Source organism: Lysobacter sp. H21R4 (assembly GCF_015277535.1).
GTDB classification, from domain to species: domain Bacteria; phylum Pseudomonadota; class Gammaproteobacteria; order Xanthomonadales; family Xanthomonadaceae; genus Novilysobacter; species Novilysobacter ciconiae.
The window spans coordinates 443,625-458,256 of record NZ_CP063772.1; the positions used below are offsets into that span (position 1 = coordinate 443,625).

Annotated in this window: 13 protein-coding genes; 10 read left to right on the plus strand and 3 right to left on the minus strand. The window is 66.8% G+C overall.

Going from position 1 to position 14,632, the window contains the following annotated elements; translation table 11 throughout:
- The first annotated feature begins 30 nt into the window (after positions 1–30).
- The 5 genes from INQ40_RS01985 (at position 31) to INQ40_RS02005 (ending at position 7,178) form a co-directional block, all read left to right on the plus strand.
- The gene (locus INQ40_RS01985; RefSeq protein ID WP_194341369.1) at positions 31–1,152 is read left to right on the plus strand and encodes an efflux RND transporter periplasmic adaptor subunit; all 1,122 of its coding nucleotides are present in this window, start codon (positions 31–33) and stop codon (positions 1,150–1,152) included.
- Positions 1,153–1,154: 2 nt separating this feature from the next.
- The gene (locus INQ40_RS01990; RefSeq protein WP_305059291.1) at positions 1,155–4,349 is read left to right on the plus strand and encodes an efflux RND transporter permease subunit; all 3,195 of its coding nucleotides are present in this window, start codon (positions 1,155–1,157) and stop codon (positions 4,347–4,349) included.
- Between the two features lie 27 nt (positions 4,350–4,376).
- Complete coding sequence (locus INQ40_RS01995; RefSeq protein ID WP_194341373.1) at positions 4,377–4,757, plus strand: hypothetical protein; 381 nt, start codon at positions 4,377–4,379, stop codon at positions 4,755–4,757.
- Positions 4,758–4,759: 2 nt separating this feature from the next.
- Positions 4,760–5,416: a cupin-like domain-containing protein gene (locus INQ40_RS02000; RefSeq protein WP_194341375.1), complete on the plus strand. Its 657-nt coding sequence runs from the start codon at positions 4,760–4,762 to the stop codon at positions 5,414–5,416.
- A gap of 127 nt (positions 5,417–5,543) precedes the next feature.
- Positions 5,544–7,178 carry an NAD+ synthase gene (locus INQ40_RS02005; protein WP_194341377.1) on the plus strand — a complete coding sequence of 545 codons (1,635 nt, stop codon included), beginning with the start codon at positions 5,544–5,546 and terminating at the stop codon, positions 7,176–7,178.
- A 114-nt stretch (positions 7,179–7,292) separates the two neighbouring features.
- On the opposite strand, the gene INQ40_RS02010 is transcribed toward INQ40_RS02005, so the two are convergent.
- Positions 7,293–7,943: a 3'-5' exonuclease gene (locus INQ40_RS02010; RefSeq protein ID WP_194341379.1), complete on the minus strand. Its 651-nt coding sequence runs from the start codon at positions 7,941–7,943 to the stop codon at positions 7,293–7,295.
- Between the two features lie 364 nt (positions 7,944–8,307).
- Here INQ40_RS02010 and frmR point away from each other — a divergent pair, with 364 nt between their 5' ends.
- From frmR to fghA, 3 genes are read left to right on the plus strand one after another with little or no spacing between them, the layout of a single operon-like run.
- Positions 8,308–8,583, plus strand: coding sequence for a formaldehyde-responsive transcriptional repressor FrmR (gene frmR, locus INQ40_RS02015; RefSeq protein WP_194341381.1), 276 nt, complete (start codon positions 8,308–8,310; stop codon positions 8,581–8,583).
- A gap of 13 nt (positions 8,584–8,596) precedes the next feature.
- Positions 8,597–9,706, plus strand: a complete 1,110-nt coding sequence (locus tag INQ40_RS02020; protein ID WP_194341383.1) for an S-(hydroxymethyl)glutathione dehydrogenase/class III alcohol dehydrogenase — start codon at positions 8,597–8,599, stop codon at positions 9,704–9,706.
- A gap of 48 nt (positions 9,707–9,754) precedes the next feature.
- Positions 9,755–10,585 carry an S-formylglutathione hydrolase gene (gene fghA / locus INQ40_RS02025; RefSeq protein ID WP_194341385.1) on the plus strand — a complete coding sequence of 277 codons (831 nt, stop codon included), beginning with the start codon at positions 9,755–9,757 and terminating at the stop codon, positions 10,583–10,585.
- Positions 10,586–10,613: 28 nt separating this feature from the next.
- Here the strand turns inward: fghA and INQ40_RS02030 are convergent, their stop codons facing one another.
- Together INQ40_RS02030 and INQ40_RS02035 are read right to left on the minus strand one after the other, a co-directional pair.
- Complete coding sequence (locus INQ40_RS02030) at positions 10,614–11,309, minus strand: adenine nucleotide alpha hydrolase (RefSeq protein WP_194341387.1); 696 nt, start codon at positions 11,307–11,309, stop codon at positions 10,614–10,616.
- 7 nt (positions 11,310–11,316) lie between these two features.
- Entirely contained in the window at positions 11,317–11,661 is a 345-nt protein-coding gene (locus INQ40_RS02035) for a hypothetical protein (protein ID WP_194341389.1), read from the minus strand.
- 237 nt (positions 11,662–11,898) lie between these two features.
- On the opposite strand from INQ40_RS02035, the gene INQ40_RS02040 reads away from it, so the two are divergent.
- Positions 11,899–12,552, plus strand: a complete 654-nt coding sequence (locus INQ40_RS02040; RefSeq protein WP_194341391.1) for a hypothetical protein — start codon at positions 11,899–11,901, stop codon at positions 12,550–12,552.
- 77 nt (positions 12,553–12,629) lie between these two features.
- Positions 12,630–14,504 carry a DUF885 domain-containing protein gene (locus INQ40_RS02045; RefSeq protein WP_194341394.1) on the plus strand — a complete coding sequence of 625 codons (1,875 nt, stop codon included), beginning with the start codon at positions 12,630–12,632 and terminating at the stop codon, positions 14,502–14,504.
- Positions 14,505–14,632 lie beyond the last annotated feature (128 nt).

The following is a 14,632-nucleotide window of genomic DNA, read 5'->3' on the forward strand; positions in this document are numbered from 1 at the left end:
CCAAGCGCTCAACCCGGGAATCGATCCGACATGTGCAGCCGTAGCCGAACCGGTCGTTCCGCCTCTTTGCTGGGCAATCTCGCCGCCGCGCTGCTGGTGCTGCTGGTGGCCGCCTGCAGTGGAAGCGATGCCGAGCCGCAGGAAAAGCCTCCCGTGCTGGTCGTGCTGCCCGGCGCCGGCACGGCGACGGAAATGTCGCTGACCGGGGAGATCCGCGCGCGCGAGGAGAGTCCGCTGTCCTTCCGGATCGGCGGCAACATGCTCGAGCGGCGGGTCGAGGTCGGTGACCACGTCAGCGAGGGCGACGTGCTGGCGACGCTGGATCCCGATGACCAGCAGGCCCAGGCGACTGCCGCGCGGGCCAAGCTGGCGGCGCTGGAAGCCGACCTCAAGCGGGCGCGCGCCGACCAGGCCCGCTACGCGCAACTGGTCAAGGACCAGTTGATCAGCCGCTCCAACATGGATGCGCAGACTGCCGCCGCCGAAGCGGCGCAGGGGCAGGTCAATGCCGCCCGCGCCGAGCTGCGCATGGCCAGCAACCAGGCCGGCTACAGCAAGCTGGTCGCGCCGGCGGACGGTGTCATCGCCAGCCGCCAGGCCGAGGCGGGGCAGGTGGTTGCCGCCGGGCAGCCGGTCTTCACGCTGGCTGCGGACGGCGCGCGCGAGATCGTCTTTGCGGTGGCCGAGAACGCCAAGGACGAGGTCCAGCCCGGCAAGGCGGTGCAGGTCGAGGTCTGGTCGCAGCCGGGCAAGCGCTGGCCCGGCACCGTACGCGAAGTGTCGCCCTCGGCCGATCCCGCGTCGCGGACGTTCGCGGCCAGGGCCACCGTGGACGCCCCCGAAGGTGCCCTGCAACTGGGCCAGAGCGCGCGGGTCATCATCCCCACCAATGCCGCGGGCGGCGCGACGTTCAGCGTCCCGCTCACCGCGTTGCAGCGACAGGGCGATGGCGTGGCGGTGTTCGTGGTCGACCGCGCCAGTTCCACCCTGAAGCTCCAGCCTGTGTCCATCGGTGCGTATGGCAACGACAGCGTGCCCGTGCTCGATGGCCTGGCCAAGGATGACTGGGTGGTCGCCGCCGGCGGGCACCTGCTGCGCGAGGGTCAGGAGGTGGCGCCGGTGGACCGCGACAACCGGCCGCTGGGCAACTGACCTTGATGCGGTTCAATCTTTCCGCGTGGGCCCTGCGCCATCGCAGCCTGGTCGTCTACATGATGCTGGTGGTGGCGATCGCCGGCACCTTCTCCTACCTCAAGCTGGGCCGCAGCGAAGATCCGGCGTTCACCTTCAAGGTCATGGTGATCCACACCGTGTGGCCGGGCGCGACCGCCGAGCAGGTCGGCCGGCAGGTGACAGAGCGCATCGAGCGCAAGCTGATGGAGACCGGCGAGTACGAGTTCATCCGCTCCTACTCGCGAGCGGGCGAGTCGCAGGTGATCTTCGCCGCGCGCGACTCCATGCGTTCCTCGCAGGTGCCCGAGCTGTTCTACCAGGTGCGCAAGAAGATCGGCGACCTGCGCCCGGAACTGCCGGCCGACATCGTCGGTCCGTTCTTCAATGACGAGTTTGGCGACACCTTCGGCAACATCTATGCGCTGACCGGCGCCGGCTTTGATTACGCGGTGATGAAGGACTACGCCGACCGCATCCAGCTGGCCCTGCAGAAGGTGCCCGACGTCGGCAAGATCGAGCTGTTCGGGGTCCAGGACGAGAAGGTCTGGATCGAGCTTTCCAATACCAAGCTGGCCACGCTGGGCGTGTCTGCGGCGGCGGTGCAGGACGCGCTGCAGCAGCAGAACGCCGTCGTCCCGGGTGGGTTCTTCGAGACCGCCAGCAGCCGCGTGCCGGTGCGGGTCAGCGGCCAGTTCGAGTCGGTCGAGCAGATCCGCCAGTTCCCGATCCGGGTCGGCGACCGCACCTTCCAGCTCGGCGACGTGGCCACGGTGGAGCGCGGCTTCTCCGATCCGGCGCAGCCGGGCATGCGCTTCATGGGCCAGGACGCGATCGGGATCGGCGTGGCGATGCGCGATGGCGGCGACATCCTCGCGCTCGGCAAGACCCTGGAAAGCGAGTTCGAGCAACTGCAGAAAACCCTGCCGGTGGGCATGGCGCTGCACAAGGTGTCCGACCAGCCAGCGGCGGTGAAGGAATCGGTCGGCGAGTTCGTCCGCGTCCTGGCCGAGGCGGTCGGCATCGTGCTGTTGGTGAGCTTCCTGTCGCTGGGGTTCCGCACCGGGCTGGTGGTCGCGCTGTCGATCCCTCTCGTGTTGGCGATGACCTTCACGGTGATGGAGATCTTCGGCGTCGGCCTGCACAAGATCTCGCTGGGTGCGCTGGTGCTGGCACTCGGGCTGATGGTCGATGACGCGATCATTGCGGTGGAGATGATGGCGATCAAGATGGAGCAGGGCTTCGATCGCCTCAAGGCGGCGGCGTTTGCGTGGGAGTCGACCGCGTTCCCCATGTTGACCGGCACCTTCATCACCGCGGCCGGCTTCCTGCCGATCGCGACGGCGGCGTCGAGCACGGGCGAATACACGCGCTCGCTGTTCGAGGTGGTGACCATCGCGCTGCTGGTGTCGTGGGTGGCGGCGGTGGTGTTCGTGCCCTTCCTGGGCGACAAGCTGCTGCCGCACATCGAGCGCGGCGCGCATCGCCACCCGGCGCCGCCGAAACCCGGTTCGCTGGCCGCGCGCTGGCAGGCCCGCCGCCAGGCCTGGGCGGACCGGCATCCGGCATTCGCCGACGTGATCGCGCCGCTGCCGCAGGACGCCGGGCAACCGCACGATCCGTATGCGACGCGCTTCTACCAGCGCTTCCGCAGCTGGGTGGTGTGGTGCGTGCGCCATCGCTGGCTGGTGATCTTGGTCACCATCGCCGCGTTTGTGCTATCGCTGCTGATGTTCCGCTTCGTGCCGCAGCAGTTCTTCCCCGAGTCGGTGCGCCCCGAGCTGATGGTTGACATGGAGCTGGCCGAGGGCAGTTCGCTGCGCGCCACCCGCGCCCAGGCCGAGCGGCTGGAAGCGCTGCTGGCCGAGCGCGACGACCTGACCAACTACACCGCCTACATCGGTACCGGCTCGCCGCGTTTCTACCTGCCGCTGGACCAGCAACTGCCGTCGGCCAACTTCGCCCAGTTCGTGCTGATGCCCGAGAGCCTGGAGGCGCGCGAGGCGCTGCGCAGCTGGATGATCGACGAGGTCGTGCCGCTGTTCCCCGACCTGCAGCTGCGCGTGACCCGGCTGGAGAACGGCCCACCGGTCGGCTATCCGGTGCAGTTCCGCGTCTCCGGCGAGCACATCGACCAAGTGCGCCGGATCGCCTACGCCGTGCGCGAGGAGATCCGCAAGAACCCGCACGTGGCCAACGTCAACCTGGACTGGGACGAGCCGGGCAAGGTCGTGCGCCTGCAGGTCGACCAAGCACGGGCGCGCGCGCTGGGCATCACCTCGGCGCAGCTGTCGCAAGTGCTCAGCGGCTCGCTGTCGGGCATCCAGGTCAGCACCTACCGCGAGGGCAACCAGTTGATCGGGATGGTGCTGCGCGGCGGGGAGGAGGAGCCGATCGCGCTGGATCAACTCTCCACGTTGATGGTGCCGACCGCCAGCGGCCAGAGCGTGCCGCTGGCCCAGGTCGCCACGCTGGAGTACGGCTTCGAGGAAGGCATCATCTGGCACCGCGACCGCAAGCCGACCATGACCGTGCGCGCCGACATCTACGACGGCACCCAGCCGGCGTCGGTGATGGGGCAGATCTCGCCGACCCTGGATGGGATCCGCGACGAACTGCCGTACGGCTACTCGGTGGACGTGGGCGGCAGCGTGGAGGATTCGACCCGCGGCCAGGACTCGATCGCCGCCGGCGTGCCGCTGTTCCTGTTCGTCGTGTTCACGCTGCTGATGGTGCAGCTGCGCAGTTTCTCGCGCAGTTTCATGGTGCTGCTGACCGCGCCGCTGGGGATGATCGGCGTCACCCTGTTCCTGCTGGTGTTCCGGGTGCCATTCGGCTTCGTGGCGATGCTAGGCACCATCGCCCTGTCGGGCATGATCATGCGTAACGCGGTGATCCTGGTGGACCAGATCGAGCAGGACCGGCGCGACGGCCACGAGACCTGGGATGCGATTGTCGAGGCGACGGTGCGCCGTTTCCGGCCGATCGTGCTGACCGCGCTGGCCGCGATCCTGGCGATGATCCCGCTCTCGCGCAGTGCCTTCTTCGGCCCGATGGCGGTGGCGATCATGGGTGGGCTGCTGGTGGCCACCGTGCTGACACTTCTGTTCCTGCCCGCGCTGTATGCGGCCTGGTTCCGGGTCAAGGTGCCCGAGTCTGGCTCGCCTCGCAGAGCGTAGCGGGCGCTGCCCAACGCGCAGGCCGCCGTGGCCTGCGTCGGCAATGCACGCCGTTCCAATCAGCATGGCCGCGCGAGTACGCAACTGGCGCGCTCGACACTCTCTGAACCAAAGGGCCGTGTGATGCTTGGTGAACGGCTGCCTCCTGCCCGCGTTTCCGCCCTTGCGGCCAGCGCGCGCCAGCAGCCGCGCCCATGGATCCAGTTCGATCCGGAGCAGATCGAACGCTCGTATAACAGGTCGCCCTTTCTGGTGAAACACCGCCTGGCAGAACGGCCGCAGTTCATGCTGCCATCGCTGTTCGCGCTCTGCCGGCGGATGCCCACATCAGCGGTCAAGGTGCGTATCGGCAAGATACCCGGCGACGCGGATTTGACTCTTCGCTCCATCGCTACAACCACGGGCTAACCTTGGAAGATGCGGTCGAGCACTTCGAGGAGCGGGAGGCCTACATCGTTGTCTACAACCCGGAGCGTGACGCGGAATACCGCCCGGCGATTGAAGGACTGCTAGGCGAGATCATCGTGGGTATCGAGCGGCTCGATCCCAGGCCGACCTGGTACTCCACGTACTTCTTCATATCGGCCCGACACGCCGTGACGCCGTACCACATGGATCGCGAGATGAACTTCCTGCTGCAGATCCGCGGCCACAAGACCGTCAGGCTCTGGGACCCTGCCGATGCAACGATCATGACGCAAGCCCAGAAAGACCGGCTGCTCAGCGCGGAAGGGGAGGCGAGGCCAGCGTATCTGCCTTCGTTTGCCACCAAGGCAAAAGTGTTCGAACTCGAGCCAGGCCTCGGTGTGCACCATCCGTTCATTGCGCCCCATCTGGTGACCACCGGACCAGAGCTGTCCATCTCCCTGGCCATGACGTTTCGGACCGCGCGGTCGGACGTCTGGGCCGATGCACACCGTTTCAATCACCGCATGCGGCGCCTTGGTCTGCACCCGCGGGCGGTTGAGAGCAATCCCGCCGTCGACGCCACCAAGGCCGCATGCCTGCGTGGCTTACGCGGGATGCGCAACGCGGTGCGCGGGGGGACGGAACGGGAGGGGGCGTAGACCACGGGAGACGCCTGAAGGTTGTGGCGGTCGCGGCGCGTGTAGCCACGCCATCCCGCGTTTCGGGTCACGTTGCCGGAGTCTGGGACAATGCAACGCTGACCGACCCCTCTGACGGACGAATCCCATGACCCAGTCCCTACGCATCGCAATGGCCCAGTTCGACTTCGCCGTCGGCGCGGTGGATGAGAACGCAGACCTGATCGTGGAACTGATCGAGCAGGCGCGCGACGACCACGGCGCCGACCTGGTGCTCTTCCCCGAGCTGGCGATATCGGGCTACCCGCCCGAGGACCTGTTGATGCGGCCGGGTTTCCTGCGCGCTTGCGAGGCGGCGATCGGGCGGGTGGCCAAGGCCGCCATCGGCATCACGGTGGTCGTGGGCTGGCCGGAGTCGGCCGGGTCGGTGGTCTACAACGCCGCCAGCGTCCTGCGCGACGGCGTGATCGAGAAGACCTACCGCAAGCGCAAGCTGCCCAATTACGCGGTGTTTGATGAGCGCCGCTATTTCGTCGTCGACCCCGACGGCGGGGACTGCGTGTTTGAAGTCAAAGGCACCCGGCTGGGTTTGCTGGTGTGCGAGGACCTGTGGTTCCACGAACCGATCGCTTCCACCGTGGCGGCCGGCGCGGAGCTGGTGCTGTCCATCAATGCCTCCCCGTTCGAACACGACCAGCACGGCAGGCGCGACCAGTTGCTGGAGGACGCCTCGCGCGGCAGCGGCGTGCCGATCGCCTATGTCAATTGCGTGGGCGGCCAGGACTCGCTGGTGTTCGACGGCGCATCCCTGGTCGCCGATGGCGATGGCTGCGTGCACCCGGCGGCGTCGGCCTTCACCGAGCAGTGGCTGGTGGTCGATTTCGAACCGGCCAGCAAGCGCTTCCACCCGGTGCTGTGGCAGCAGGACGGCGACGAGAGCCGCGATGCGCTGGCGTGGCGCGCGGTGGTGACCGGCACGCGTGACTACTGCCGCAAAAACGGCTTCCGCAACGCGTGGGTGGGCCTGTCCGGCGGGCTGGATTCAGCGGTCGTGTTGGCCATTGCGGTGGACGCGCTGGGCGCCGACAACGTCACCGCGGTGCGCATGCCCTCGCGCTACACCGTCAGCCTGTCCAACGACCTGGCCGCCGAGCAATGCCAGGAGCAGGGCGTGCGGCTGCTCGACCTGCCCATCGAGCAACCGTTTCAGGGCTTTCTTGCCGCGCTGGAGACGGTATTCGAGGGCCAGGCCGTGGATACCACCGAGGAGAACCTGCAGTCGCGGATCCGCGGCGCGCTCCTGATGGCGCTGAGCAACAAGTTCGGCGGCCTGCTGCTGACCACCGGCAACAAGAGCGAATACGCGGTCGGCTATTCGACCATCTACGGCGACATGGCCGGCGGCTACGCGCCGATCAAGGACCTCTACAAGAGCGAGGTCTTCGAGCTGGCTCGCTGGCGCAACACCGTCGGCGACCCGGTGGTCCCGGTCGGCGTGATCGCGCGCGCCCCGTCGGCGGAACTGCGCGCCGACCAGAAGGACGAGGATTCGCTGCCGCCCTACGACGTGCTCGACGCGCTACTGCGCCGCTGCATCGACCAGGAGCAGTCCCGCGATGAGATCGTCCGCGCCGGTTTCGATGCCGCGACCGTGGATCGCATCCTGCACCTGGTCCGCATCAGCGAGTGGAAGCGCCACCAGGCCGCGCCCGGCCCGAAAGTGTCGCGGCGCGCGTTTGGGCGGGAAAGGCGGTATCCGATCAGTAATGGGTTTCGGGATTAGCTTTCGGACCCTCCAGTTAGATAGCGGTCAAGGCGACTGACGGCTTGCTTTCGTGAGAGCGCTCTCCCCGGGATAGCGTCACGTGAGATTGGGTACGGGCAGCCATCGGCTTGTTCATGGCCTCATAAAATGTGCCGCAAGCAGCAACCCAATTACCCAATAGACCCAGTGGGGAATCATAGGCGCATCCCGCGGGTGCGGCGGACGAGACTCTGCGTGCCCATCAACGCGCTCGGACCAGTGACTGCGGCGCGGCGTCTCCACTGCGAAGTCGCCGCGCTGCAGGAGCTTATAGAGGTAAGTTCGGCTGCGATCCGTCTTCCCCGTTCGCTGCATGAGCGCCTGGCGCAAAGCATGGGCATCGGCGAGTGCCCCGTGGACATCCGATCGCTCAATCGCGAAGTGTGCACACACTGTGTCGAGTTTCTTGTTAGCCAAGGGAGCCCAGGGCCACTGGCGCTGTGTGCAGCGCCACCTCCGTCGCTCGATGCCGGAAATTACCTGCCCAATCATACGAATGTCGAAGCGGGCGTTGTGCGCGATCAGGACACTGGCACGGTCCAGCATTGAGGTCAGAGCCGGAACATCAAACGCAAGTCCGCGAAGCGCTTCCACCGACATGCCATGAACACGCTGGGCATGTGGATTCATTGGAACCGTCGGGCATGCAAGACCATGCCATTCCGCGATGGGCTCGCCGAAGCCCTTCGCGTCGAGCTCCACCAGGACCGCTGCGATACTTACCGGCTGGTCGGCGGCGCTCAAGCCTGTGGTCTCGCAATCTAAAAAACACACGATCATTGGTTCCAAAATGCAGCCCCTTGGATTTACCGAACCCCGGCCTCCATTCACAGCGCCCCGAAAACCCGGAATTGAACCGCGATCACGCGATCAATGTCGTGCCGGCTACGAATGCTTGGATTAAAGGGGGCTAATGCTCTCGATTTTCGCAACGCAACGGTACCCCGAATGGAACTCGGCCGGTCTACCCCGCGGAAATTCCACGGCTGCTGACTACATAACTCTGAGTGGGGTTCAGTCGTGTGCCCAAGCTCTGAAGGCAAGTGGCTGGGCGGAGGTGTATACTCTCCCCCAGTATCCGACACGCCACGCCACGCCACGCCGCCTCATGCCGCACTCCCCCGAAGAAAAGAAACGTGTCCTGACCAGGGTCCGCCGCGCGCGGGGACAGCTGGAGGCATTGGAGCGTGCGCTGGAGGCGGGTGCTGACTGTGGGCCGGTACTGCAGCAGATCGCCGCGATCCGCGGTGCAGTCAACGGACTGATGTCGCAGGTGCTGGAAAGCCATCTGCGCGAGGAGCTGGGAAGCCCTGCTGAGGATCCTTCACGCCGCCAGGCGGGCATCGACGATGCCGTGGCGCTGGTGCGCGCTTACCTGAAATGATTTGGAGAACGCCATGAAATCGCGTGCCGCCGTCGCTTTCGAAGCCGGAAAGCCCCTGCAGATCGTCGAGATCGATGTCGAGCCGCCGCGTAAGGGCGAGGTCCTGGTCAAGATCACCCACACCGCGCTGTGCCACACGGACGCGTTCACCCTGTCGGGCGATGACCCCGAGGGCGTGTTTCCGGCCGTGCTCGGGCATGAGGGCGCGGGCATCGTGGTCGAGGTCGGCGAGGGCGTGACCAGCGTCAAGCCGGGCGATCACGTGATTCCGCTGTACACCGCCGAGTGCGGCGAGTGCCTGTTCTGCAAGAGCGGCAAGACCAACCTGTGCGTCGCCGTGCGCGCGACCCAGGGCAAGGGCGTGATGCCCGACGGCACCACCCGCTTCTCCTACAACGGCGAGCCGATCTACCACTACATGGGCTGCTCGACCTTCAGCGAGTACACCGTCGTCGCCGAGGTCTCGCTGGCCAAGGTCAACCCCGACGCCAACCCCGAACACGTCTGCCTGCTCGGCTGCGGGGTCACCACCGGCATCGGCGCGGTCCACAACACCGCCATGGTGGCCGAAGGCGACAGCGTGGCGGTCTTCGGCCTGGGTGCGATCGGGCTGGCGGTCATCCAGGGCGCGGTGCAGGCCAAGGCCGGGCGGATCATCGCCATCGACACCAATGCCGAGAAGTTCGAGCTGGCCCGGCAGATGGGCGCGACCGACTGCGTGAACCCCAGGGACCACGACAAGCCGATCCAGGAAGTCATCGTCGAGATGACGCGCTGGGGCGTGGACCACAGCTTCGAGTGCATCGGCAACGTCGACGTGATGCGCGCCGCACTGGAATGCGCGCATCGTGGCTGGGGCCAGTCGGTGATCATCGGCGTTGCCGGTGCGGGCAAGGAGATCAGCACGCGGCCGTTCCAGCTGGTGACCGGGCGCAAGTGGATGGGCACCGCGTTTGGCGGCGTCAAGGGCCGGACCCAGTTGCCTGGCATGGTCGAGGACGCGATGCGCGGGGACATCCAGCTGGCGCCATTCGTGACCCACACCCTGCCGCTGGAGCGGATCAACGAGGCGTTCGAACTGATGCACGCCGGCGAGTCGATCCGCACCGTGATCCATTACTGATGGCGCGACGATCCAACCCCCGCGCCATCCTTCGATACGAGGTGACTCATGAAACAGATTGAACAGCACGCCAGTTTTGGCGGCAGCCAGGAAGTCTGGCAGCACGCGTCCAGCACGCTGGGCGTGGACATGGACTTCGCGGTCTATCTGCCGCCGCAGGCCAAGCAGGGGCCGTGCCCGGTCCTGTACTGGTTGTCGGGCCTGACCTGCAACGAGCAGAACTTCATCACCAAGGCCGGCGCGCAGGGCTACGCGGCCAAGCACGGCGTGATCCTGGTGGCGCCCGACAGCAGCCCGCGCGGCGAAGGCGTCGCCGATGACGAGGCCTACGACCTCGGCCAAGGCGCGGGTTTCTACCTCAACGCGACCCGCGAGCCGTGGGCGAAGCACTACCGGATGTACGACTACATCACCCAGGAGCTGCCGGCGCTGGTGGATGCGCATTTCCCGACCACCACCGCGCGCGGCATCAGCGGCCACTCGATGGGCGGCCACGGCGCGCTGGTGATCGCGCTGCGCAACCCGGGCATGTTCCGCAGCGTGTCGGCGTTCTCGCCGGTGGTCGCGCCCAGCCAGGTGCCGTGGGGCGAGAAGGCGTTCAGCGCCTACCTTGGTGATGATCGCGACGAGTGGAAGCAGTGGGATGCCGCCGCGCTGGTCCCCGATGCCAGCGAGCGCCTGCCGCTGCTGGTCGACCAGGGCGATGCCGACAACTTCCTCGACGAGCAGTTGCGCCCGCAGCTGCTGCAGCAGGCCTGCGAGGCGGCCGGCCACCCGCTGACCCTGCGCATGCAGCCGGGCTATGACCACAGCTACTACTTCATCGCCAGCTTCATCGGCGAGCACATCGCCCACCACGCCAAGGCGATGAAGGCCTGATCACCGGGGATAGGGACGTCCGGCTGGTTCAGGACGACGCGGTCGTCTGGTCCGCGAGCCGAAAGTCGGTAAACGCGAAACGCCCGTCGCGAAGCACGGTGTCCCCGCGCTGCAGCTGAAGCGGCCGCCGGAACATCGGGCCGTCTTCGACCAGCGTGTGGAACTCGCCGTTCTCGCCGCAGGGATCTGCGCCAGCGGGAAGGTCCTCCAGCAGCGCCGTATCGAACAGGCGGCCGGCGAAGCGCGCATCCAGTTGTTGCGTATCCACGCAGCACAGATGGGTGCGCAGGCCACCGTCGAGCATCTCGCGCGCCAGCGCGGTGGTATTGCTGCCGAACAGCGGCGTCAGGATGTTCCAGCCGTAGCGGGCGCACATCGCCTCGCGCCAATCGCGGACGTCTGCCAGCAGCAGGTCGCCGAACGCGACCGTGTCGATGCCCCGCCAGCGATCGCGCGCCTGACGCAGACTGGCGGCGAAGGTGGCCTCGTAGGTGGCGTTGTCCGAGCCGTGCGGGATCACCGACTCCAGCAGCGGCAGGCCGACGGCGTTGGCTTGCGCGCGCAACACGTCGCGGCGGATGCCGTGCATGGCGACCCGCTGGAAGTCGCCGTTGAGGGTGGTCAGCAGGCCGACCACCTCGACGTCGTCGCGGCCACACAGGTGGTGCAGCGTCCAGGCGGCGTCCTTGCCGCCGCTCCACGCGAGCAGGATCCGGCGCGACATCGCTCGCTCAGGCGGACTTGACGTCGCGCAGTTCCCACGCGCTGCCGGCCAGCAGCCGCAGGCGCTGCTTCAGCACCGCGCCGGGGATGCTGGAGGTCACCACCAGGTCGATATGCAGGTCGTCCTGCGCACCTTCCACCGTCGCGTCCGGATCGGTCGCGGCGAGGGAACGGTCCACCTCGTCGGGTTCGTCCTGCTTGCGACGCCAGCGCTCGAACAGTCCATCGCCGCGCAACGCGGCCTGCAGTTCGGCGGCGAAGCCCTCCCCACTCTGCGCGGTGAAGGACAGATCCGGGTCGGCGCCGCGTGCGCGCGCGCCGTCGGGGAGGGTGATGTAGTAGCGGGTGGCCATGCGTAGTCCCTGGATGGAATGACGCCAGCTTACGGCCGACGCCATCGGGTCGCGGTGAACGCTGATCGGACGCAGCGCTCGGGCTGGCGCGCGGCGGTGTCCGGATACATCAGCCGGGAGACGTATACGCAGGAGCACGTTCAGCGCGTGCGTTCCGAATTTCGAGCTATGGAGCAGGTGTTTATGGCACGACGCGTGAGATCTTACCGGGCGCCCAACGTGGGGTTGCGGGTACTGATGCCAGCGGTACTGGCGGCAACCCTGGCAGCGGCGGCACCGGCTGCGGCGATGGAGTCGCAGGCCGACTTCATGTTTGAGATGCTCGGCGCGATGACGTGTGAACCTCCCCCTCGGGAGTTTGATCTGGCTGAATACCGACAGATGGTTTACGACAATCCCGATTTGCCATTGACCCGAGGCACGATGGAGGGCGGGATGAGCAGCAACCTCGCCGGCGGCACTGCGTATGGTGACGATGGGCGGGGAAGCTACATGGTCGGCATGCAGGGCATCTTGCTGGACCACAGCGATGACGTGACGGCGTTGTGCGTGATCCTCGCCCACATCGGCCAGAAGGCGGTGGGTCCCGCCTCCGGGGTCATCTTCGGGGAGGAAAACATCGAGGCGTCCAGCGATGGCGACTTTCTGGGTGTCTTCAAGTTGGTCAAGACCGATGAGCGCGACCACTCGCGCACATATGCGACCGGCACCGTCAGCGGCGGCAGCCTGACACTCGACGAGCTGGAAAGGGACGTGGTGGCAGGCTCGCTGGTGCTCGAGGGCTCCTACATGCCCGTGGGCACCAAGAGCGTCATGCCCCTCAGTGTGAGCGTCGCGATTCCGCGCGCCGAGAATGTGCTTGAGCCTGTGTGGACGCTGGAGCGCAAGTAAGGGCGTCGGGCCCGTCGCGGCGGTGGCATTATCGGTTTCCCGGGAGCGGCGTCGCTCCCACGCCATCTGGAGTGCCCATGCGTCGCATCCTTGCCGTTTCCGCGCTGTCCCTTGCCCTGTGCGTCGCATGCTCAACCGGCGCGCCGACAAAAACCACGGCTCCCACCGCCCCGGCCGCCCAGACCTCCGCGGTCCAGGCCGCCTCCGAGGACGCGCGCCTCAACGCGTGGTTCGAGCGCAAATACGAGGAGCAGCTGCAGTTCAGTCCGATCCAGATGACCTTCCTGGGCCGCAAGGACCGCTATTCCGAGATCGACGACCTGTCGCGCGCGGCAGGGGAGCGCCAACTGGCGTGGCAGATCGCCGCACTGCAGGAGATGCAGTCGAACTTCGATTACGACGCGCTCGGCGACGATGCGCAGCTCTCGTGGGACCTGTTCAAGTACCAGGTCGAGCAGTCAAAGGCCGGCCACCGGTTTGTCGATCACCAGTATCCGTTCGAGCAGATGGGCGGCATGCAATCGCAGCTGCCGACCTTCCTGATCAACTTCCACAAGGTGGAGGACGAATCGGATTACCTTGCCTATATCGCCCGCCTTCGCGAGGTGCCGCGGGCGTTCGGGCAGCTGATGGAGCAGGTGAAAATTTCGGCGAAGAAGGGCATCCGGCCGCCACGTTTCGCCCACGAGGGCGTGCTCGAGCAGGGTGGCAAGGTGGTCACCGGCGCCCCGTTTGCTGACGGCGCCGACAGCGCGCTGTGGGCCGACGCGCAGGCCAAGGCCGATGGGCTGGTGAAGGCCGGCAAGATTGATGCGGCACGTGCGGCCGAGTTGAAGGCGCAGGCCCGCGCCGCGCTGGTGGAAGCGGTGCAGCCGGCGTATGCGGAAATGCTCGCCTGGTTCAAGGCCGATCTGCCCAACGCCAAGGCCAATCCCTCCGGCGTCGGCACCACCCATCCCGATGGCAAGGCCTATTACGCCCAGCGCCTGCAGGCATCGACCACGACCGACCTCACGCCCGATGAAGTGCACCAGATCGGACTGGACGAAGTGGCGCGAATCCGCGGCGAGATGGAGGCCCTGAAAGAGCGCGTCGGCTTCAAGGGCGACCTGCAGGCGTTCTTCCACTTCATGCGCACAGACCCTCAGTTCAAGTATCCCAACACCGATGCCGGGCGCCAGGCCTACATCGACGATGCCAGCAAGGCAATCGCGACCATCAAGCAGCAGTTGCCCAACTACTTCGGCCTGCTGCCCAAGGCCGACATCGTGGTCAAGCGGGTGGAGGCGTTCCGCGAAGTGGACGGCGCCGCGCAGCACTACTACCCCAGCACCCCGGACGGCAGCCGTCCGGGCGTGTACTACGCGCACCTGTCGGACATGAATGCGATGCCGAAGACCGAGCTGGAGGTGATCGCCTACCACGAGGGCCTGCCGGGCCATCACATGCAGATCGCCATCGCGCAGGAGCTGGAGGGCGTGCCGGAGTTCCGCAAGCAGGCCGGGTTCACCGCCTACGCCGAGGGCTGGGGCCTGTACGCCGAGTGGCTCGCGCGCGAGATGCCGGGTACCTACACCGACCCGTACTCCGAGTACGGTCGCCTGACCTCGGAGATGTGGCGCGCGATCCGCCTGGTGGTCGACACCGGGCTGCACGCCAAGGGCTGGACCCAGAAGCAGGCCGTCGCGTATTTCGCCGAGAACAGCTCGATCCCGACCGAGGCGATCGAGGCCGAGGTGCGCCGCTACATCACCTGGCCCGGCCAGGCGACGGCTTACAAGATCGGCATGATCAAGATCCAGCAGCTGCGCGCGAAGGCCGAAGCCGAACTGGGCGGTGATTTCGACATCCGCCGTTTCCACGACGCCGTGCTTGGCGGCGGCGCGATGCCGCTGACCCTGCTGGAGCGGCGCATCGACCAGTGGATCGCGGACGAGAAAAAGGCGGGGTGAGGTCGGGGCGGGACCTGCCGACCTTCGCGGCGAATGTCCCCCGGCCTCCGCCTGTGGCGGAGGCCTCCTCCTTTATTTCGCCCCGAAGGCCGGCAAGTCCCGCCCCTGCGCTGTGGGTTCGGAGCCGC